Raw genomic sequence first — 18,927 nt, 5'->3', positions numbered from 1 at the left:
TGCCGCAGGCGCGAACGCCCCGTGCAGGCCGCCTGGTTGCTGGGCTACGCGGAGAGTGCCCGGCGGCTCGCCGGCGATCCCGTGGCGATGCTGCCCTCGCTGCTCCAGGAACAGGAGTCGGTACGCAAGGCGGTACGGGACTCCCTCGGGGACGCCGAGTTCGAGCGCTGGCACGGCGTGGGGGCGCGGCTGTCGGGGGACGACATCCTGGCGGCGGTACGGGCCGACGCCGATGTGCCGGACGGGTCCGTCCCGGGGACGCGGCGACCGCGCACACGGCCGACGCCCTGACGCCCAGGGAGCGGGAGGTGGCAGCCCTGGTGGCGCGAGGGCTGTCCAACCGGGAGGTCGCCGAGCGGCTCGTGATCTCCAAGCGGACCGCGGACACCCACGTCGAGCACATCCTCGCCAAACTCGGCATCACCTCCCGCGCGGAGATCTCCCGCGTGTCGGAGCCTTAGGGGATCGGCCGGCTTGCCCGCGTACGCCGGCCCGGTCCGCCGTCGGCCGGCGTACGTACGTATGCCGGCGCCTCCGTCTCCCCGTCTCCGTATACGGATCCATGCCGCCTACGGATGCCGAGGTGCGGCCACACCCTGGAGACTGCCGGTGCCACCCCGGGCGGCAGGGCGCCAGGGTGCCCGCATGGAAGGCCCCCCTCGCCGACCATCGGGCATGCGTCCCGCTTCCCTCACCGGTGGCGCGGGGAGAGGTGCGGCTGCCTCGTCGGCGAGGCAGCCGCACCTCTCCCCGCTCGGCAGTGACACCCGTCCTCCAGGGCCGTCCGTCGGTGACCACCGTCATCACCGGCGACGCCGGGGCGCGTGCCTGCCGCCCTTCCCACCGTCGCGCCCCCGCCGGCCCTGTCGGGCCCCGTCTTCGGCGCCCGACCCCGCTGGTCCGGCCGTGGGTCAGCGTGCCCTCTCCCTCTGGGCCCCTCTTCCGGCCCCTCCGTCGGCATCGCGTTCGGCATCGCGTTCGGTCTCTCCGGCGTCGCGTCCGGCCTCGGGTTCGGCCGGCGCGGAAAGGGGCTCGTCCGTGCCCCCGGGAGCCACGGACGGCAGTCGCGGCCCGCCCCGGGCCCCGGCCTCGATGTCGGCCATCAACTCGTGGAGGAGCGCGGCCCCGTGCGGTGCGGGCAGACCGGGGTCCAGGGAGGCCACCGTTCGGTGGGCCCGGCGCCAGGCCCGGCCGTTGGAGCCGAGCCGGTGATCGACGAACGCCCGGGCGTAGCGGGCGACCGACGTCGCCCAGGCGTCCTCCCTGACACCCGGCTGCGTCAGCGCACGCCGTGCACTGCGCCGGGCGGCGGCCGGGGCGAACCCCGCCTGGATCACCGCGAGAGCGGCCAGACTGATCGCCGGCGAGGGACCGCCGGGCGCCCATACCGGGGTGGTGTCCGCGGCCTGCCGGAAGTGCTCGGCCGCCGCCTGGAGATCCTGCTCGCGCAGGGCCAGGATCCCCTCGACATGAGCGACGCGGCCGACCGTGGCGTCGTCGCCGGCGAGAACGGCGGCGGGCCAGGCCCGCCGCAGCAGGGAGCGCGCCGCCTGGGGGTCGGCACGAGCCGTCAGCCAGGCCGCCAGCCACAGGGCGCGTACGGCCGACGGGCTGTCGGGCGGGCAGAGCGGCAGCAGCCTCATGAGGTACACCCGCCCTTCTTCGGACCGGTGGTACACCGCCCACCAGAACCACAGGCTGACGACCGTCTCCAGAGCCACCTCCACGTGGTCCGGCCGCCCGACCGCGTACCGCAGCATCGCCGTGAGATCTTCGTGTTCCTCCAGCAGTGTCTGTACGGCCTGCGACTGACAGCCGCTGTTCCAAAGGCTCTCCGCGACCGCCGCCACGTCGGCGCAGTGGATCAGGCGCCGCTCGGCGGCGACCTCGAACTCGCCCGCCTCCCTCAGCCGCTCGGCGCCGAACTCCCGGGCGGCCCGCGACATCCGGTACCGGGGCCGACGAGGTCCGCCGCCGTCACCGACCGTCTCCAGCACCCCCATCGCCGCGAGCTGCGCCAGACAGGAGGGGACATGAGAGGGCTCGACCGTTCCCCCGGCGCAGAGGAACACCGCCGCCGACTCGGCGAAGGATCCGGCGAAGACGCTGGCCCGGCCCCAGACGACCCGCACCGCCCGTTCGCACAGCACATAGTCGGAACCGATGGCGGCCCGCAGGGACCGGTGACGGCGTAGGCCCGACCGCCCGCCGGTGAGCCAGCCCTGATGTCGTGTCAGCTGTTCCGCCAGGTCGTCCAGCTGCCGTCGGGCCACCTGCTCCGCGGCCATCTCGATGGCGAGGGGGGAGCCTTCCAGGGAACGGCAGATCTCCGCGACCGCTCGCAGATCGGGACCTTCCGCGGCGAACCCCTCGACGGCGGCGCGCGCTCGGTCCAGGAACAGTTCCACCGCCGGCCCGTGGCCGGCCCCGCCGCCGGCCGCCGTACGGAGCGGCGCCAGCCGCAGTACACGCTCCTCACCGAGCCCCAGAGCCCGTCGGCACGTCACCAGGACGCGCAGCCCCGGCTCGGCCATCAGCAGGCGCTGCACGAGCCCGAGGCACTCGGCGTGGACAGGATCGACGTCGTCGAGGACCAGAAGCGTCCGCGCGGCCGCCGACCGCGGGACGGAAGAGGTGCCGACGCCGTGGGCGTGCTCGGACGGCGGGTCCGTCAGCGCCTCGGCGACCGCGGCGCTCAGCTCGCCGGGGGCCGGTGCGCCTCCGGGCCCGCTGCCCGGCCGCAGCACCTGGACGACGCGCCCGCACGGCCCGTCCTCCCTCGCGGCCGCCGCGGCGACGGCGAGACGACTTTTCCCCACACCGACCCCGCCGGTCACCGTCACCAGCCGGTGACCGGCCAGAAGCCGCTCGAGTTCGGCCGACTCCCTCTCCCTGCCGACCAGGACGCCGGGGGCCGAGCCGCTGTAGCCGTAGGGGGGTGGGACCTTGGAGCCGCCGACACGTGACCACACTTCCGTTACTCTCCGCACTCTACCGGGCGTGAACGAGGGGTGACCCGCGGCTCGGGGAGTCGGCAGCCCCTTGCGCAGAACCGTCACTGCTGCGGTGTCACGCATCGCCAACGCCTCAGCCGTACGGGGGTTAGCGTCAGGGACGCCGGTTCATGCTGCGTGACGACGGCGCGAACGCTCGTGCGACGAGCGTGCGGCGCGGTGACCGCCGCCCGCCCGGTCAGAACAGGGGGACTCGCGCCCGGACCCGTTTGCCGTGCGACGTCGCCTCGACCTCGACACCGGTGCAGACCGCCAGCACGATCTCCATGCCGTGCTGCCCGAGCCTGCCCGGGTCGCGGGGGCGTGCCACGGGCATGACCGGGTGCGAGTCGTGGACGCGGATCTCCAGAGTGTCCGCGTGCAGGGCGAGCTCCAGGCGACAGGGGCCGGGGGCGTACTTCACGACGTTCGTGACGAGTTCGCTGACCACCAGGCGTGCGGCGTCGGCGGCGCCCGGCGGGCAGGGCCGTGAGGAGGTCGCGGACCGCGCCAGGAATTCCACGGTGAAATCGCGGGCCGCTGCGATCGCACCCTCGGCGCTGCCGAACTCCACGGCAGCGGCCAGGACATCTCCCGCCTGGCAGCGGGTCGTACTCGTCTCGGTCACCTCGCGCCCCGTTCGCCGTCCTCACCCGTCGACCCGATCCAGGCGGACGGCCTCACCAGAAGGGGGTTGGTGAGGCCGTCCCGTTTCCCGGGAGGGGTCGTTCGCCTGGGAAGAGTCATTCCCCAGCGGTGTCGAGCATGCCCTTGCGGAGGCGTTCCAGGTTCCGTGAGAGCAGGCGGGAGACGTGCATCTGCGAGATGCCGAGCCGCTTGCCGATCTCCGACTGGGTCAGCTCCTCGACGAAGCGCAGGTGCAGCAGCGTGCGGTCACGGTCGTCGAGTTCGACCAGCAGCGGCGCCAGGGTGTGGAAGTCCTCGAACAGCTCCAGCGCCGGGTCCTCCACGCCGATGAAGTCACCCAGCGCCGCGTCACCGTCCTCACCCTCCGCACCGACCGCGGCATCCAGGGAAGTCGAGTTGTAGCCGTTGGACGCCAGCCGCGCCTCTATCACCTCGTCCTCGGAGAGATTCATCAACGACGCCAGCTCCGCCACCGTCGGCGTCCGCCCCAGCCGCGAACCGAGCTCCTCCGTCGCCTTCGCCAGCTCCACCCGCGCCTCCTGCAGCCGGCGCGGCACATGCACCGCCCACGAGGTGTCACGGAAGAACCGCTTGATCTCCCCCACGATGTACGGAACGGCGAAACTCGTGAACTCCACCTCACGCGAGATGTCGAACCGGTCGATCGCCTTGATCAGACCGATCGTCCCGACCTGAACGATGTCCTCCATCTCATCCCCACGCGCCCGGAACCGCCCGGCCGCATACCGCACGAGAGACATGTTCATCTCGATCAGCGTGTTACGCGCGTACTGGTACTCGTGCGTTCCCTCCTCCAGTACCGCCAGCTTGTCGAAGAACACCTTCGACAGCTCACGTGCGTCCTTCGGGGCGACCTTGCGGGGAGCCTCAAGCAGGGGAAGGTCCCCCACACCCCTGTCGAAACCAGCCTTCGTCTCCGTCGTCACCTCAGTCAGCACTGTGCGCCCCTTCCCTCGTCGGCAGCCCGCCCTGTGCGTGAGCTGATCGCCTACCCCGGCTTCCCCGCGGCATTCCTGCGAATTCCGGACGCGACTCAGGCAAGGGGAAGGCGCGCCCGCACCCGCTTCCCGGAGGGCTGCGGCTCCACACTCACGCTTTCGCAGACGGCGATGACGATCTCGACTCCGTGCTGGCCGATCCGGCGGGGGTCGTGGCCGCGGGGTACGGGCGATGCTTCCCGCCGGTCGAACACCGAGATCTCCAGGACGCTCTCGAACAGTTCGAGCAGGAGCCGGCACGGGCCCGGCGCGTGGCGCACCACATTGGTCACCAGCTCGCTCACCACCAGGCGGGCGAGGTCGATGCGCTCGGGGGTCGGCGGCCCGCGTCGTACGGCCGGTGAGGCGGTGAGGAAGTCGGCGGTGAAGTCGCGAGCCGCCGCGATCATGCCGACCCCACCGTCGAAGTCGACGCTCGCGGACAGTGCGGGCCGTCGTGTCGCGCTGTCCAGGGCGATCACGTCCGTCATCGTCCCTCCTTCCTCAGGTGGCTCCATGCGTCCCGTCTCGTTCTACGAATTTTCCCCTCTTCGCACATTCCACACCGCCCGCACCCGCGCGCTGCTCGGCGGTGCGCCCTCCGTGCCAGTCGAGGCAGAGAACGAGGATGTCGTCCGGCAGCGCGCCGTCGGGCTCCCTCAGCGCGCGCACCACAGCCTGTGGCGTCTCCGCGCAGGCCAGGTGCCGGGTGCCGTCGATCGCGTGGCTCACCGTGCGGTCCATCTGGCTCACCGTGCGGTCCATCGCCGTGTCGCCTCCTGCGGCCGAGGGTTCCGCGCGATCGCAGGCGACGAAGACCAGGCGGTCACCGGGGAGGACCCTCAGGCGTTGGGTGACGTAGATGGTGTCCTCGAACATCCCCAGGGGCAGCTGACGCTCCAGGTGGAGCCGCTCGGTCACGGCGCCGCGGGTCCGCCACACCGTCGGCGAGCCGGCGTCGACGACCCGTACCTCACCGGTGGCGCGGGCGAAGCTCATCAGGAGGGCGGAGAGGCACCGGTCGCCGCCGTGCTGTCCGTAGAGCGCCTGGTCGGTCAGGCTCGCCTGGCCGACCAGGTCCTGTCCGGCGCGCCGGGCGTTGCGGATCGCGTTCAGGGCGAGGTTGCTCACGAGGACGGACTGGGTGCCGGGGCCCGTGCCGTTGGCGACGACCAGCGTCAGTTCCTCCTCGGTGACGGACCAGTCGAGGACGTGTCCGCCGGAGGTGTACGAGGGCTCCCAGTAGGCGTGCAGATCGAACTCCTCGTCCGTGCAGCCCCGCCCGGGGAGCACGTCCCACTGCATCTCCGCCGGGATGCTGAGGGGACGTGACCTGCGTGTCCGGCGGTACACGTCGGTATGGCGATCGGCGACGCGCAGCGCGTGCCCGAGCATCTCCGCGACACCGGCGAGCTCCTCGGTCGACTGCGGCGTGGCCCGGTCGGCGGGCAGTTCGACCACAAGAACGCCACACCGGTCGCCTCGAACCGTCACAGGAAGGTACGCCGTCGCCGTGGGTCCGTCTCCACCGAAAAGATATGGTTGCTGTGTGGAGAAGGCGCGACCCGCGGGCCCGGACCCCACGGCCACGGGTTGCAGCCCGGTCGGAGCCTGAACGGGTTCGACGGGGCGGAGCACCGTCAGCCCGTAGTCGACGAGCAGGAGGTCGGCGGAGAACGCGGCGAACTGCTGTGCCAGATTGATACGGAGGGAGTCCAGGAGGCCGTGTGGCGGCGCCGCGCGCAGAGCGCGTTCCACTGTCACGCGTCGATCCACCGAATCCGTACCGCCTTCTGGAGAGATGTGGAGATGACCGGCGCGTCGCGAGGCCGACGCCCTCGGCACCGGACGCCTGAGGAGTGTCAGTAGCCATGGACACGAACCCCGCCCCGTCTCAGCGGGAGCCGCAGGAGACGACGCAGGCTGCCCGGGAGCTCATCGAGCTTCTCGAGGTGCTGTGGGAGCGCGGCCGGGACATGGTGTCGTCGACACCGGTGTCGGCGTCTCAGCTTCGGGTGCTGTACAGCCTCGATCGCGAGGAGGGCATCAACCTTCGCGCCTTGGGCGAGTTGCTCGGATCCGCGCCGCCTTCGGTGAGCCGCATGTGCGATCGGCTGGAGGCGTTGGGGTTCGTGCAACGGCTGCCCAGCCCGGTCAGCCGCCGCCAGCTCGAACTGCACCTGACCGGCCGCGGCAAGGCGTACCTGCGAGACCTCCGGGTCCAGCGGGAGGAGTCCCTGTTGGCCGTCATCGCCGCCATGTCCCCGGCGACGCGCAAGGCGCTGTTGCGCGGGCTGACCGGGTTCCAGGACGCGTTGGACAAGCAGAGCCCCTCGTCAGGCGGGAGTGCGCCGCTCAAGGACGTCCGGTCCGCCTGACCTCCCCCCACCGTGATCGGCGCCCGATCACGTGCCCCATGCCCCATTTTTCACCCTCTGGTCGCCTATGACGTGTTCACCCCCGGGCACGAGCCAGGTGTTGCCTCAAGGATACAGTTGCCTCACGGCAACTGTTGACATGGTCGCCCACCGAAGGAGCCGACGGGCTTGTCAGGCGCGGACGTCCTCACCGTCCTGCGCGTCCTCCACGTCCTCACCGTCCTCGCCGTCCTCGCCGTCCTCCGCGTCCTCGACGTCCTCGCCGTCCTCGGTCGGGGAGACTTCGTGGGTCGGGGAGACTTCGTGGTCGTTCTGGCGTCCCCGCCAGTCGAGGCAGACCACGAGAGCGTCGTCCTCCAGCGGTGTGTCTCCGTGGTACTCGGCGAGTTCACGCAGGACCGCACCGGGAACCTGAGTGGGCGGCAGCAGCCTCGTCGAGGTGAGCGCACGGGCCAGCGCCCGGTCTCCGTAGCTCTCCCCTTCCGGGGACGCCGCGGCGTACACACCGTCGCTGCCGAACAGCAGCCGGTCCCCCGGCCGCACGGTGAAACGCTCCGGGACGTAGACCGAATCCTCGAACATCCCCAGCGGTAGCTGGGCCTCGAACGAGACGGGCTCGACGGAGCGGTCCCGCAGGCGCCACAGGCGGGGCGATCCGGCGTCCACGGCCTCCACCTCGCCCGTGGCGAGGTCGAAGCGCAGCAGGAGCACGGAGACGTAGGCGCTGCCGCGGTACTGCGCGAACACCGCCTGGTCCGCCAGAGCCGCCTGGTCCGCGAGGTCGAGGCCGGCGCGGCGGGCGTTGCGCAGCGCGTTGATGGCGAGATTGGTCAGCAGGGCGGCCTCGATGCCCTCCCCCATCCCGTTGGTGACCGTCAGGGTCAGGTGGTCGGCCGATGCCGACCAGTCGTAGTTGTCCCCGAAGATCGCATACGCGGGTTCCAGGTGGGCGCCGAGGGCGAACTCGGGCCGGGCGCAGGAGCGCCCCGGCAGCAGCTGCCACTGCATCTCGGCCGCCAGCGTCAGCCGGGCGGCCCGCCGCGCGAGGACGAACAGGTCCGTGTCGCGCTCCGCGACGAGGATCTCGTGGCCGAGTGCCTCGCAGATGTGCTGCAGCTCGGGCAGCAGGGGCAGAAGGTCACGATCCTCGGACACGGTCACGGTGAGGACGCCCATCCGGTCGCCCCTGATGGTGACCGGGAGGTGTGCGGAGACGGAGCCGGCCTCATGGGTGATGTACGGCTCCTGCGCCCCGAAGGCACGACCCTGTGGGCTGTCGTGGATCAGTACCGGCGGGGTCGAGAGCGGCATGTGCTCGACGATCTGCAGTGAGCGCAGGCCGTAGTCGGCAAGCCGGAGTTCCACCCGCTGCGCGCCGTAGTGCTCCCGCAGAGCCTCCTCCACGACGCTCACCAGCATGTGCGGAGCGGCCCGGCGCAGTGCCTGCTCGACAACGGTGATCTCGTCCACGTCTTCCGCTTCTCTCTCTGCCCGCGGTGCGGGCCCGCCACGGCGGGCACGCACCCCTGTCGTCTATCCCGCGTGGCCGGCCGCCGCGAGCGCCTCGGCGACATCGGCGTGCAAGGGCGTGGTCATCGTGAGGCCCGTGATCTCCAGAATGCGTCGCACGGCCGGGGTCGGCGCGACGAGATGCAGGTCGCCTCTGGCCTCCCGCGCGTCCCGTGCCGCCCGGATCAAGACGTTCAGGCCGGACGAATCCATGAAGTCCAGGGAGGAGAGATCCAGAACGAGGTGGCGACGGCCGTGCAGGAACTGGTTGGCCAGGTGGTGGTGGAGCAGAGTGGCGGTCTCGATGTCGAGTTCACCGCCCACGGACAGCACCGCCGTGTCGACGTCGCGAACGTCCACCTCGACGTCCAGATTCGCTTCTCTCTCGGGCATACTCCCTGCTTTCTGTGGGTGGGTCGTTCGGTTGCGCACGCGGTCAGGAGACGCGCACGCCGATCAGGCACGTGTCGTCGTCGGTGTCGGACTTGCTCTGGGTCAGCAGCATGTCCAGCCGCCGTTCGAGGCTGTCGGCCGGCATCTGGGCCATGGTGAGCAGTTGCGCCAGCGAGTCCTGCACGGACGTGTCCCGGCGCTCGACGAGGCCGTCGGTGTACATCAGCACCGTGTCCTCCGCCTCCAGCTGGAACTCCGCCTCCTCGTACTCGGCCTCGGCGAGAGCTCCGAGGAGCAGCCCCTTGAGCAGAGGCAGCGTCGTGGCCCGCGTGCCGCGGATGAGGACCGGAGGGAGATGCCCCGCCCTGGCCCAGCGCAGCGTGCGGGTCTCGGGGTCGAAGACCCCGCAGACGGCGGTGGCCGTGACGCGCTCGGTGAGATGGTGCGCCACGATGTTCAGCCAGGACAGCAGCTGCCCGGGGCCCGCTCCGGTCACGGCGAGGCCGCGCAGCGCGTTGCGCAGCACCACCATTCCGGTGGCGGCGTCGATGCCGTGGCCGGCGATGTCCCCGACGCACAGCAGTATCTTCTTGGACGGCAGCACGACGGCGTCGTACCAGTCGCCTCCGACCAGGGACTCCGTCTCGGCGGGCCGGTAGCGAACCGCGACGTCCAGGCCCGGGGCGTCGAGCGGCGCCTTGCTGGGGGGCATGATGGCGTGCTGCAGCTGGAGGGCCAGCCGGTTGTGCTCCGCGGACTCCTGCTCCGTGACGGCGAGTTGGTCGCGGGTGGCCGCCAGGGCGACCTCCGTCCAGTGCTGCGAGGAGATGTCCTGATAGGCGCCCCGCACGGCGAGGAGCCGGCCGTCGGGGTCGAGGACGGGTTCGGCGATCACCCGGATGTGGCGGGTCACTCCGTCCGGGCGCAGCAGTCGGAAGGCCGTCGAGGTGGCCCGCCGGTGGTGCAGCACGGCCTGGAGGAAGCGGCCGATGGCGCCGGCGTCGTCGGGGTGGGCGTGGGTGGTCAGGTCGCGCAGCGACACCGGGGCCTCGGCGGCGTCCCGTCCGTACAGGTCGAAGAGCTGACCGTTCCAGGTGATGTCCCCGGTCAGGACGTTCTCCTCGAAACCGCCGATGCGGCCGAGGCGCTGGGCGTGCTGCAGCAGGCTGGCGAGCCGGGCCGTCTCGTCCTCGATGCGCCAGATGAGGAGCACGCTGTCGCCGTGCCGGCTGATGCTGAGATCGGCGGCGGACGCGAGGGGCACCTGGTCCACGAGGGCGGTCAGCCGCGTCCGCCGGGCGCGGAAGGGCTCGCCGGTGGCGTAGACGCGCTCGATCCACTCGAAGAGCTCGTTCTCGCCGGCCGCCGTGGGGTACGCCTCGAGGAGCAGGGCCCCGTCGACGGCGCTCCTGGCGCGGCCCGCCGGGTCCTGGAAGTGCTCGTTGGCGTGACGGATACGGAAGTCGCGGAGGCGGCCCTCACCGTCCAGGTACGGGGTGAGGACGAGGGCGGGGTCGTAGAGCCCGTCGGCGAGGTCCACCAGTTCGGACACCCGGGCCGGCTCGCGCGGGGGCGCCGGCACCGGCTCGGCGGGAAGGGTCTCGAGCGTGTGGGCGCACAGTTCGGCCAGGGCCTCGATCTGGCGTTCCACGGCCTGGGGTTGGGGCTTCAGCGGGCGGGGCCAGCAGATCTCAAGCACGCCGTGGATGCGGCCGCCGGTTCCGGCGGGTACGGCCACCCGGCCGCCGTCGGGGTTGCGGACCTGCCCGATGGTGGGGATCCCGGTGGCCCCGAGGGAGCGGAACCACGCGGTACGGCGCTCGGTGAGCGCTTGGCGGGCGACGGTGGTCACCCCGGGCGGTACGTAACGCCACCGGCTGGGCTCGTCGGCGCCGAACCCCGCGTGGCCGCAGAGGGTGAGCGAGGCGTCGGGGCCGGCGGTCCAGACGGCGACGGCGGTGGCCCCCAGGGGTGCGAGCGCGTGTTCGAGGAGGGACTCCGCCATGGCCTGGGTATCCCCCGCGCTCAGCGCGGCGCATTCGGCCGTGCGCAGGCGCAGGGCCACCGACGTCGCGGGCCCGTGGCTGGTCCCGGCGCCGTGGATCGTGCGGCGCGCGTCGCCCGTCCCGGGCTCGGCCACGGCCCGTCTGACGAATACCTCGGCGACCTCGGCGACCTGGTCGTGGGCGGCCTGGTTGATGATGTCGGCGGCCAGCTCCAGCTGCGAGAGGCCGGCCTGGTCGGCCAGCTCGGCGAGTTGCCGCGCCGCCTGTGCCGGGCCGCACCGGAGCCGCTCGACGATGACGCCCCTGGCGAGTTCGATCAGGGCCCGGCCATCGGCGGCGGCGTGTGCGGCCCGCACCTCTTCGCGCAGCCGTTCCACTGTCGCGGCCAGCCGGCCGACGGTGGAGTGGTGCTCCGACGGGGTGTCCTCCTCGTTCGGAAGGGCGAACGCCGCGGCAGGTCCGGAGACGTCGCCGTCGAAGTGCCGGCCGTCGAGGTGCGGGCCGTCGCCGTACGGGCCGTCGGCCGGGCCTGACCGGGGTGCGGGCAGGTCGCGGGGCGTCCGTCGGCCGGTCCGGCTCATGGATCCGGCCGTGGCTGCTCCGGCGCCCCGCCCCGCCGAGGAGTCGGCGGGCGGGAGCCCGGGAGTGGTGTCCTGCCGGGGCCCGGTCGTCGTCTCAGGGGCGTCCCCGGGGGGACCGGCGGGACGGTCTCCGCCATGGTGGTCGGGTGCGCTCATGACGCGGGCTCCTGGGATGGGACGGCTCGTGGGGGGACTGGTGGGGTGCACGGTTCGAGGCGGGGAGGCTGGACCGTCGGGCTATCCGTCGCGCAGCCACCGGCGGATGCAGGCGATGAGGTCATCGGCGTCGACCGGCTTGGTCACGTAGTCGCTGGCGCCCGAGGCCAGGCTCTTCTCCCGGTCCCCCGGCATGGCCTTGGCGGTGACGGCGATGATGGGCAGCCCGGCGTGTTCGGGCATCTGCCTGATCCTGGCGGTGGCCGTGTAGCCGTCCATCTCGGGCATCATGACGTCCATCAGGATGAGGTCGATGTCGGGGTGTTCGGCGAGCGCCTCGATCCCCTTGCGTCCGTTCTCGGCGTGCAGGACCTCGATGCCGTGCAGCTCCAGGATGCCGCTCAGGGCGTAGAGGTTGCGGGCGTCGTCGTCGACCACGAGCACCGTACGGCCGCTGAGGGCGGCGTCGACGGGCTGGGGGACCGACAGCCGCTCCTCTGCGCGTACCAGGGGTACGACGTCGCCCGGCTGGTCGGCGGACAGGTGCAGGGCGATCCGCTCGCGCAGTTCGTCGAGGCTGGAGAGCAGCTCCAGCGGCCGTCGGTGGGCGCGCGCCTGGAGGGCCCGCTCGTGTTCGGCGTCGAGCCTGCGGTTGTTGTGGGCGAGGACGGGTACGGTGCGCAGCGCCGCGTCCCCGTCCATCGCGTCCAGGAAGTGCAGTGCCTCGCTGTCGGCCATGTCGAGTTCGAGGACGACGCAGTGGAACGGCTGGGTGGCGAGGGCCGTCGCGGCCTCCTGGGGCCCCACGGCCGCGATCACCTCGATCTCCTCCTGGTCCGCGCGGTTCGGGCCGCGGGTCAGTTCCGTGACGGCGTTCTCCGCGACGAGCGAGAGCAGCCCCCGCGGGCGCTCCTCGATCACCAGCAGCCGCCTCGGCTGCCGGGCCTGCGGGGCGGCGGCCGGCCAGCCGGCGCGGGCGGGCGCGTCGGCGTCGGGGGTCGTCGCGGACGGTTCGCCGTCCTGGGGGCGGGTGACATGCGCGGGGCCGTGCTGTTCCTGGAAGTCGGCGCGTGCGACGGGCAGATAGAGCGTGAAGGTGCTGCCCTCGCCGAGCTCGCTCGTGGCCGTGAGGGCGCCACCGAGCAGATAGGCGATCTCGCGGCTGATGGACAGGCCGAGGCCGGTACCGCCGTACTTCCGGTTGGTCGTGCCGTCCGCCTGCTGGAAGGCGCCGAAGATGGCCTCGAGCTGCTGGGAGGCGATGCCGATGCCCGTGTCCTTGACCCGGAAGGCGACCACCGCGCCGCCGCGGTGCACCGTCGCGGGCAGCTCGTCGTCCGAGGCGGGCTCGATGCGCAGCTCGACGCGGCCGCGCTCGGTGAACTTGACCGCGTTGGAGAGCAGGTTGCGCAGCACCTGCCTCAGGCGGGAGTCGTCGGTGACCAGGTCCACGGGCACGCCGGGTGCGGTGGAGATGGTGAAGGCGAGGTTCTTCTGTGTGGTGAGCGGCCGGAACGTCGCTTCGACGTAGTCGAGGAGCCGGCGCAGCGGGACCCGTTCCGGATTGAGTTCCATCTTTCCGGCCTCCACCTTCGACAGGTCGAGGATGTCGTTGATCAGCTGCAGCAGGTCGGATCCGGCCGAGTGGATGATGCCGGCGTACTCGACCTGCTTGGCGGTGAGGTTGCGGGTCGGGTTCTGGGCGAGCAACTGGGCAAGGATCAGGAGGCTGTTGAGCGGGGTGCGCAGCTCGTGGCTCATGTTGGCGAGGAACTCGGACTTGTACTTCGACGCCAGCGAGAGCTGCTGGGCGCGGTCCTCGAGTTCCTGCCGCGCCTGCTCGATCTCCAGGTTCTTGGCTTCGATGTCACGGTTCTGGGAGGCGAGCAGAGCCGCCTTCTCCTCCAGTTCCGCGTTGGAGCGCTGCAACTCGTCCTGCTGCACCTGCAGCTCCTCGGAGCGTGCCCGCAGTTCGTCGGCCAGCCGCTGGGACTCACCCAGCAGTTCGTCGGTACGGGCGTTGGCGACGATGGTGCTGACGTTGACGCCCACCGTCTCCATGAGCTGCTCCAGGAAGTCCCGGTGCACGGAGGTGAAGGGGGTGAAGGAGACCAGCTCGATGATGCCGAGGACCTGGTCCTCGACCACGATCGGCAGCACGATGAGGCTTCCGCGGGCCGTCCGGCCGAGGCCGGAGGAGATGTAGACGTAGTCGCCGGGTACGTTCTCGGCCGCGATGACACGGCGGCTGCGGGCGGCCTGCCCGACCAGGGATTCGCCCAGCCGGAACCTGTCGCGGCCGGGGCTGTCCGCGGGTCGGCCGTAGGAGCCGACGAGCTTGAGTTCGAGGCCTTCCGCGTCCTCCTCCGCCAGGTAGAACGCGCCGTACTGGGCGGAGACGAGCGGAGTCAGCTCGTCCATGACGAGTTCGGCGACGACGGCGAGGTCCCGGTGTCCCTGCATGAGCTCGGAGATCCGGGCGAGGCTGGACTTGAGCCAGTCCTGCTCCTGGTTGGCCCGCGTCGTCTCGCGCAGGGAGCCGACCATGGAGTTGATGTTGTCCTTGAGTTCGGCGACCTCGCCGGAGGCCTCCACGGTGATCGAGCGGGTCAGGTCGCCCTCGGCGACCGCGCTCGCGACCTCGGCGATGGCGCGGACCTGCCGGGTCAGGTTCCCGGCGAGTTCGTTGACGTTCTCCGTGAGCCGCTTCCAGGTGCCGGAGACCCCTTCGACCTCGGCCTGGCCGCCGAGACGGCCCTCGCTGCCGACCTCCCGGGCCACGCGCGTGACCTCGGCGGCGAACGAGGACAGCTGGTCCACCATCGTGTTGATGGTCGTCTTCAGCTCCAGGATCTCGCCCCGGGCGTCGACGTCGATCTTCTTCGAGAGATCGCCGTTGGCGACGGCGGTGGTGACCTGGGCGATGTTGCGGACCTGCCCGGTGAGATTGTTCGCCATCGAGTTGACGTTGTCGGTGAGGTCCTTCCAGGTGCCGGCCACGTTCGGAACCCGTGCCTGGCCGCCGAGGCGGCCCTCGGTGCCGACTTCCCGGGCGACCCGGGTGACCTCGTCGGCGAAGGCCGACAGGGTGTCCACCATGGTGTTGATGGTGTCGGCGAGCGCGGCGACCTCGCCCTTCGCCTCCACGGTGATCCTGCGGGAGAGGTCGCCGCGGGCCACCGCGGTCGCGACCTGGGCGATCGAGCGCACCTGGCCGGTGAGGTTGGACGCCATCACGTTGACGTTGTCCGTGAGGTCCTTCCAGGTGCCCGAGGCGCCCCGCACGGTGGCCTGGCCGCCCAGGTTCCCCTCCGTGCCGACCTCGCGGGCCACCCGGGTCACCTCGTCGGCGAAGGCCGACAGCTGGTCGACCATCGTGTTGATGGTGTTCTTGAGCTCCCGGATCTCGCCCCGGGCGTCCACGTCCACCTTCTGCGAGAGGTCACCCTTGGCCACGGCGGTGGCGACGTGTGCGAGGGAGCGCACCTGCGCGGTGAGATTGCCGGCCATGGAGTTGACGGAGTCGGTCAGGTCGCGCCAGGTGCCGGAGACGCCCTTGACGTCCGCCTGGCCGCCGAGGATTCCCTCCGTGCCGACCTCACGGGCCATGCGGGTGACCTCGTCGGCGAACGAGGACAGCTGGTCCACCATCGTGTTGATGGTGTTCTTCAGCTCCAGGATCTCGCCCCGGGCGTCCACGTCGATCTTCTGCGAGAGGTCGCCCTTGGCGACGGCGGTGGCGACCTGGGCGATGTCACGGACCTGTGTGGTGAGGTTGCCGGCCATCGCGTTCACCGAGTCGGTCAGGTCCGCCCAGGTGCCGGAGACTCCGGGGACCTTCGCCTGCCCGCCCAGGGTTCCCTCCGTGCCGACCTCACGGGCGACCCGGGTCACCTCGGAGGTGAAGAGGGAGAGCTGGTCGACCATGCCGTTGAACACGCTGGAGATCTCGCCCATCAGCCCGCTCGCCTCGTCGGGCAGCCGGGTGCCGAAGTCTCCGTCCCGTACGGCGGTGAGGCCGGCCAGGAGCTGTCGCAGTTCCGGCTCTCCCACCGCGACCGGTCCTCGCCGCCCCGCCGCCGAGGAGCCGTCGATCGTCGCCTCAGACATGACCCATCCTCGTTAGCTCGCCAGGCACCTGCCGAGGGGCTGGCACGGTCACGGCCCCCGTCGGGCCGCCGCCCCTCCCGTACCGCTCCGGTCCTCGACCGTTGCCGTACGGCAATAAAGGTGAGACTACTCCCCCGTGATCGACAGGAGGGGAACGGGAGTGAGACGTGCGGCCGGAACGGTCCTGTCCGGACGGCCTCCCCGGCCGACCCCCTCTCTGCCCGAGGCAGGGCGTGACTCGCTACGGGTCCTGCCCCGATCCGCTCGCATACAACCTGGAACAGGGGGCAGACGGCCGATCGAGCCGGGCGGCCGGCGCCCTGTCGTCGAGGGGAGACCCACTGTGCTGATGGCCCATCCCGCGGTGTTGAACAACCTGATCGAGCAGTACGAGACGCTGAGGGTGTTGCACGCGGAGAACGGAAGCGAGGAGGTACGGCGGCGCATGGACGACATCGCGTACACGCTGTGCATCTCCACCGGAACGCGTGACGTTGACGCGGCGCTCATCGCCGCCCGCCATCGGCTGCCCGGCGCGCGTACCGAGGACGACTCGATGCTGGTGAGCTGATCGAGACACTTCGCTTCGTGCGGGAGGGGCGGCTCCGGAACGCCGCGGAACGCCGGAGCCGCCCCTCCCCGCGGTTCCCCGCCCCTGACGTGCGCAGAGCCGACGAAGGAGGGCCGCCGGTGGCTTCAGTCGTCGGTCGTGGACTCCGTCTCACGGTCTCCGTCGACCCCGGCGACCGCGGGGGCGGCGGACGCGCAGGAAAGCGCGCCGAGGACGAGGGCGGTGACAGCGAAGCGACGCATGTGCGACTCCTCAGTGATGCGTACCGGTGGCAGCGACAGCGCGACGTGGGACACATTCCACGTCGCGGGCCGACCACACGGCCCTTCACTCGAATCGGTGCGCCGTGCGACCTCGCCGCCGGCGCGGCACGCGCGTCGTCGCACATATCCTCGCCCGGGGCACCGCGAACGCGGGACGGAAGAGGACGGAGAACGGTGGCGGACAGCAGGAGGACCGACTCGGCGGACACGGCGGGGGCCGGCGGCTCGGGGGCGGCTGCCTCGGTCTCGCTCAGCGCGCGGGCGCGGGAGGCCGTCCTCCAGCGGATCGTCGACCGGCGGTACGCGCAGGGCGCCCGCCTCGTCGAGCGGGAGGTCGCCGAAGAGCTCAGCATGTCCCGGGTGCCGGTGCGCGAGGCGCTGCGCGCGCTGGTCGCCGAAGGGCTCCTCGAACTGCTGCCGCACAGCGGGGTACGCGTGCGACGCCTTGAGCGCACCGATGTGGAGCATTTGTACGAAGTGTGGGAACCGCTGGCGGTCCAGGCCTCGCGGCTGGCGGCCCGGGCTGTCGCAGCGGGCGACACCACCAGGCTCGCCGCCCTGGAAACGACGCTCCGTCAGGCCGAGTCGGCAGCCGCGGCGGACGAGGGGACGCGCGAGGTGGCCGCCCACACGGCGTTCCACGAGGGTGTCGTGACCATGTCCGGCAACCCGCTGCTCGCGCGCACCATGGAGCAGTTGAGCTGGCAGCTCCGCCTGCTGTTCGGCCTGCGCGAGGAGCCGGCGCACATGCGGGCGCAGCACGCCGAGATGTACCGGTACATCGCCGCCGGTGACGCGGAGGCGGCGGCCGCGAGCACGCTGCTGCACGTGCGGGACAGCAGGATGGTCGCCCTGCGCTCTCTCTTCGGAACCGACTGACGTCCTGTTGGTATACCAAGCTGCTCCATGACCCTTCCAGCTCGGGCGCAGCGAACCTCCGACGACTCTTGCGAGCAGGCATTTCGGTGGATCCGATCACCACCCTTGCCCGTCACCTTCAGCTTGGTATACAAAACGGGGAGCCGTCGGACCTACTTCCCGAAGGAGCCCCATGTGCGTCGAAGCCACGCCGCCACCCTCCAGCCGGCTGACCCGCCGCGGAATCCTCGCCGGTGCGGCCGCGCTCGCCGGCACCGTGGCCGCCGCGGGCTCGGCCGGGGCCGTCCCCGCGGCCCGCGAGGGTGTCGAGGGCGGCGCCCGACAGGCCGTCGGCGGTTCCGGAGCGGCGAGGGGCGGAAGCCTGGTGATCCAGGGCGGCACGCTCCTCGACCCGGCCACCGGCGAGGTCACCGAGAACGCCGTCGTCGTCATCGAGGGCGGGATCGTCCGGGCGGCAGGCTCCCGGGGCAGCGTCACCCCGCCCAAGGACGCCGCGGTCCTCGACGCCGACGGCCGCTGGGTTCTGCCCGGGCTGGTCGACGCGCACATCCACCTCAGCACCGCCGCCGAGGCCCGCGACGCCGTCCGCAAGGGCGCGACCAGCGCGCGCAGCGGATCGACCGCGTTCTACCAGGACATCGCCGTCCGGGAACTCGCCCGGCACAGCCCGGCCCTCGCGCCCCGCCTGACGGCCGCCGGCGTCTTCGTCACCCCGGACCTCGGTGACACCGTGCTCGCCGACCCCGACCTCACCCCGCTCGCCCGCCTCAAGGACGGCGTGCGCTCGGCCGAGGCGCTGCGCCGCGTCGTCGAGGTGAACCTCGCCCGCGGCGCGGACGTCATCAAGACGCGGGTCAACGAGCGCGCCGGGCTCCCCGAGCAGGACCCGCTCGCCCAGGTCTACTCGCACGAGCAGCTCTCCGTGATCGTCGCCGCGGCCCGCCGGCACGGCAAGGGCGTCCTCTGCCACAGTTACAGCGAACAGGGCTGCCACGACGCCGTCACGGCCGGCGTCCGCTCTCTGGAGCACGGTGCGTTCGTCGGCGAGCGCACCCTGCGCGAAATGCGCCGCAGGGGCACGTACTTCACGCCCACCCTCACCGCCATCGCGGGCCTGGCCGAGTCCTCGGACCCGGTCCTCGCCGAACGCGGGCGCGCCTATCTCCCCGTACTGCAGCGAGCGGTCCTCGCCGCCCATGAACTCGGCGTACCCCTCGCCGCCGGAACGGACTCGTCCGGCGGCACGGTGCGTCCGATCGGGCGGGAGGTGGAGCTGATGCACGCGGCCGGTCTGCCCGCGCTCGACGCGATCCGCACCGCCACGACCGGCGCCGCCCGGCTGCTCGGCATCGAGCGCACGGCGGGCCGCCTCGCGCGCGGCTTCGCGGGCGACGCCGTCCTCGTGGACGGCGACCCTCTGGCCGATGTCACCCTGCTCACGC

At 71.8% G+C, this 18,927-nt stretch carries 15 protein-coding genes; 6 read left to right on the top strand and 9 right to left on the bottom strand.

The window, feature by feature from the left end; genetic code table 11:
• The first annotated feature begins 21 nt into the window (after positions 1–21).
• Entirely contained in the window at positions 22–291 is a 270-nt protein-coding gene (locus tag J7E93_RS38300; RefSeq protein WP_251066296.1) for a hypothetical protein, read from the top strand.
• 17 nt (positions 292–308) lie between these two features.
• A complete protein-coding gene (locus J7E93_RS38295) occupies positions 309–461 on the top strand; it encodes a response regulator transcription factor (protein ID WP_374105364.1) in 153 nt (50 codons plus the stop codon).
• Between the two features lie 450 nt (positions 462–911).
• Here the strand turns inward: J7E93_RS38295 and J7E93_RS09530 are convergent, their stop codons facing one another.
• The 5 genes from J7E93_RS09530 to J7E93_RS09510 form a co-directional block, all read right to left on the bottom strand.
• Entirely contained in the window at positions 912–2,972 is a 2,061-nt protein-coding gene (locus J7E93_RS09530; protein WP_215067384.1) for a hypothetical protein, read from the bottom strand.
• A gap of 220 nt (positions 2,973–3,192) precedes the next feature.
• Positions 3,193–3,621: an ATP-binding protein gene (locus J7E93_RS09525; RefSeq protein WP_215067382.1), complete on the bottom strand. Its 429-nt coding sequence runs from the start codon at positions 3,619–3,621 to the stop codon at positions 3,193–3,195.
• Positions 3,622–3,736: 115 nt separating this feature from the next.
• The gene (locus tag J7E93_RS09520; protein WP_374105365.1) at positions 3,737–4,597 is read right to left on the bottom strand and encodes an RNA polymerase sigma factor SigF; all 861 of its coding nucleotides are present in this window, start codon (positions 4,595–4,597) and stop codon (positions 3,737–3,739) included.
• A gap of 98 nt (positions 4,598–4,695) precedes the next feature.
• On the bottom strand, positions 4,696–5,130 hold the full coding sequence (locus J7E93_RS09515) for an ATP-binding protein (RefSeq protein WP_215067380.1): 435 nt from the start codon (positions 5,128–5,130) through the stop codon (positions 4,696–4,698).
• A gap of 13 nt (positions 5,131–5,143) precedes the next feature.
• The gene (locus J7E93_RS09510) at positions 5,144–6,403 is read right to left on the bottom strand and encodes a PP2C family protein-serine/threonine phosphatase (RefSeq protein ID WP_308368178.1); all 1,260 of its coding nucleotides are present in this window, start codon (positions 6,401–6,403) and stop codon (positions 5,144–5,146) included.
• Between the two features lie 107 nt (positions 6,404–6,510).
• Between J7E93_RS09510 and J7E93_RS09505 the strand changes: the two genes are divergently transcribed.
• Positions 6,511–7,017 carry a MarR family winged helix-turn-helix transcriptional regulator gene (locus J7E93_RS09505; protein WP_215067378.1) on the top strand — a complete coding sequence of 169 codons (507 nt, stop codon included), beginning with the start codon at positions 6,511–6,513 and terminating at the stop codon, positions 7,015–7,017.
• A 171-nt stretch (positions 7,018–7,188) separates the two neighbouring features.
• Here the strand turns inward: J7E93_RS09505 and J7E93_RS09500 are convergent, their stop codons facing one another.
• The 4 genes from J7E93_RS09500 to J7E93_RS09485 form a co-directional block, all read right to left on the bottom strand.
• A complete protein-coding gene (locus J7E93_RS09500; RefSeq protein ID WP_215067376.1) occupies positions 7,189–8,487 on the bottom strand; it encodes a PP2C family protein-serine/threonine phosphatase in 1,299 nt (432 codons plus the stop codon).
• A gap of 63 nt (positions 8,488–8,550) precedes the next feature.
• The gene (locus tag J7E93_RS09495; RefSeq protein WP_215067374.1) at positions 8,551–8,919 is read right to left on the bottom strand and encodes an STAS domain-containing protein; all 369 of its coding nucleotides are present in this window, start codon (positions 8,917–8,919) and stop codon (positions 8,551–8,553) included.
• Positions 8,920–8,962: 43 nt separating this feature from the next.
• Entirely contained in the window at positions 8,963–11,662 is a 2,700-nt protein-coding gene (locus tag J7E93_RS09490; protein ID WP_251066295.1) for a SpoIIE family protein phosphatase, read from the bottom strand.
• Between the two features lie 81 nt (positions 11,663–11,743).
• Positions 11,744–15,772 (bottom strand): HAMP domain-containing protein, encoded by a 4,029-nt coding sequence (locus J7E93_RS09485; RefSeq protein ID WP_215067372.1) that lies wholly within the window; start codon positions 15,770–15,772, stop codon positions 11,744–11,746.
• Positions 15,773–16,115: 343 nt separating this feature from the next.
• Between J7E93_RS09485 and J7E93_RS09480 the strand changes: the two genes are divergently transcribed.
• The 3 genes from J7E93_RS09480 to J7E93_RS09470 form a co-directional block, all read left to right on the top strand.
• Positions 16,116–16,343 (top strand): DUF5133 domain-containing protein, encoded by a 228-nt coding sequence (locus J7E93_RS09480; protein WP_215067370.1) that lies wholly within the window; start codon positions 16,116–16,118, stop codon positions 16,341–16,343.
• Positions 16,344–16,780: 437 nt separating this feature from the next.
• Positions 16,781–17,485 carry a GntR family transcriptional regulator gene (locus J7E93_RS09475; RefSeq protein WP_308368174.1) on the top strand — a complete coding sequence of 235 codons (705 nt, stop codon included), beginning with the start codon at positions 16,781–16,783 and terminating at the stop codon, positions 17,483–17,485.
• 172 nt (positions 17,486–17,657) lie between these two features.
• Positions 17,658–18,927 (top strand): amidohydrolase family protein (locus tag J7E93_RS09470; protein ID WP_215067368.1); only part of this gene is annotated, 1,270 nt, incomplete at its 3' end.

The organism is Streptomyces sp. ISL-36, from assembly GCF_018614205.1.
In the GTDB taxonomy this organism is placed as follows: domain Bacteria; phylum Actinomycetota; class Actinomycetes; order Streptomycetales; family Streptomycetaceae; genus Streptomyces.
Note: the sequence above shows the minus strand (reverse complement) of the source record. Positions and strands in the feature narration are given on the sequence as shown.

Excerpts from the sequence above, each read along its gene's own strand:
- J7E93_RS09515 (WP_215067380.1), bottom strand. The coding sequence starts at position 5,130 with ATGACGGACGTGATCGCCCTGGACAGCGCGACACGACGGCCCGCACTG.
- J7E93_RS09505 (WP_215067378.1), top strand. The coding sequence starts at position 6,511 with ATGGACACGAACCCCGCCCCGTCTCAGCGGGAGCCGCAGGAGACGACG.
- J7E93_RS09495 (WP_215067374.1), bottom strand. The coding sequence starts at position 8,919 with ATGCCCGAGAGAGAAGCGAATCTGGACGTCGAGGTGGACGTTCGCGAC.
- J7E93_RS09490 (WP_251066295.1), bottom strand. The coding sequence starts at position 11,662 with ATGAGCGCACCCGACCACCATGGCGGAGACCGTCCCGCCGGTCCCCCC.
- J7E93_RS09485 (WP_215067372.1), bottom strand. The coding sequence starts at position 15,772 with ATGTCTGAGGCGACGATCGACGGCTCCTCGGCGGCGGGGCGGCGAGGA.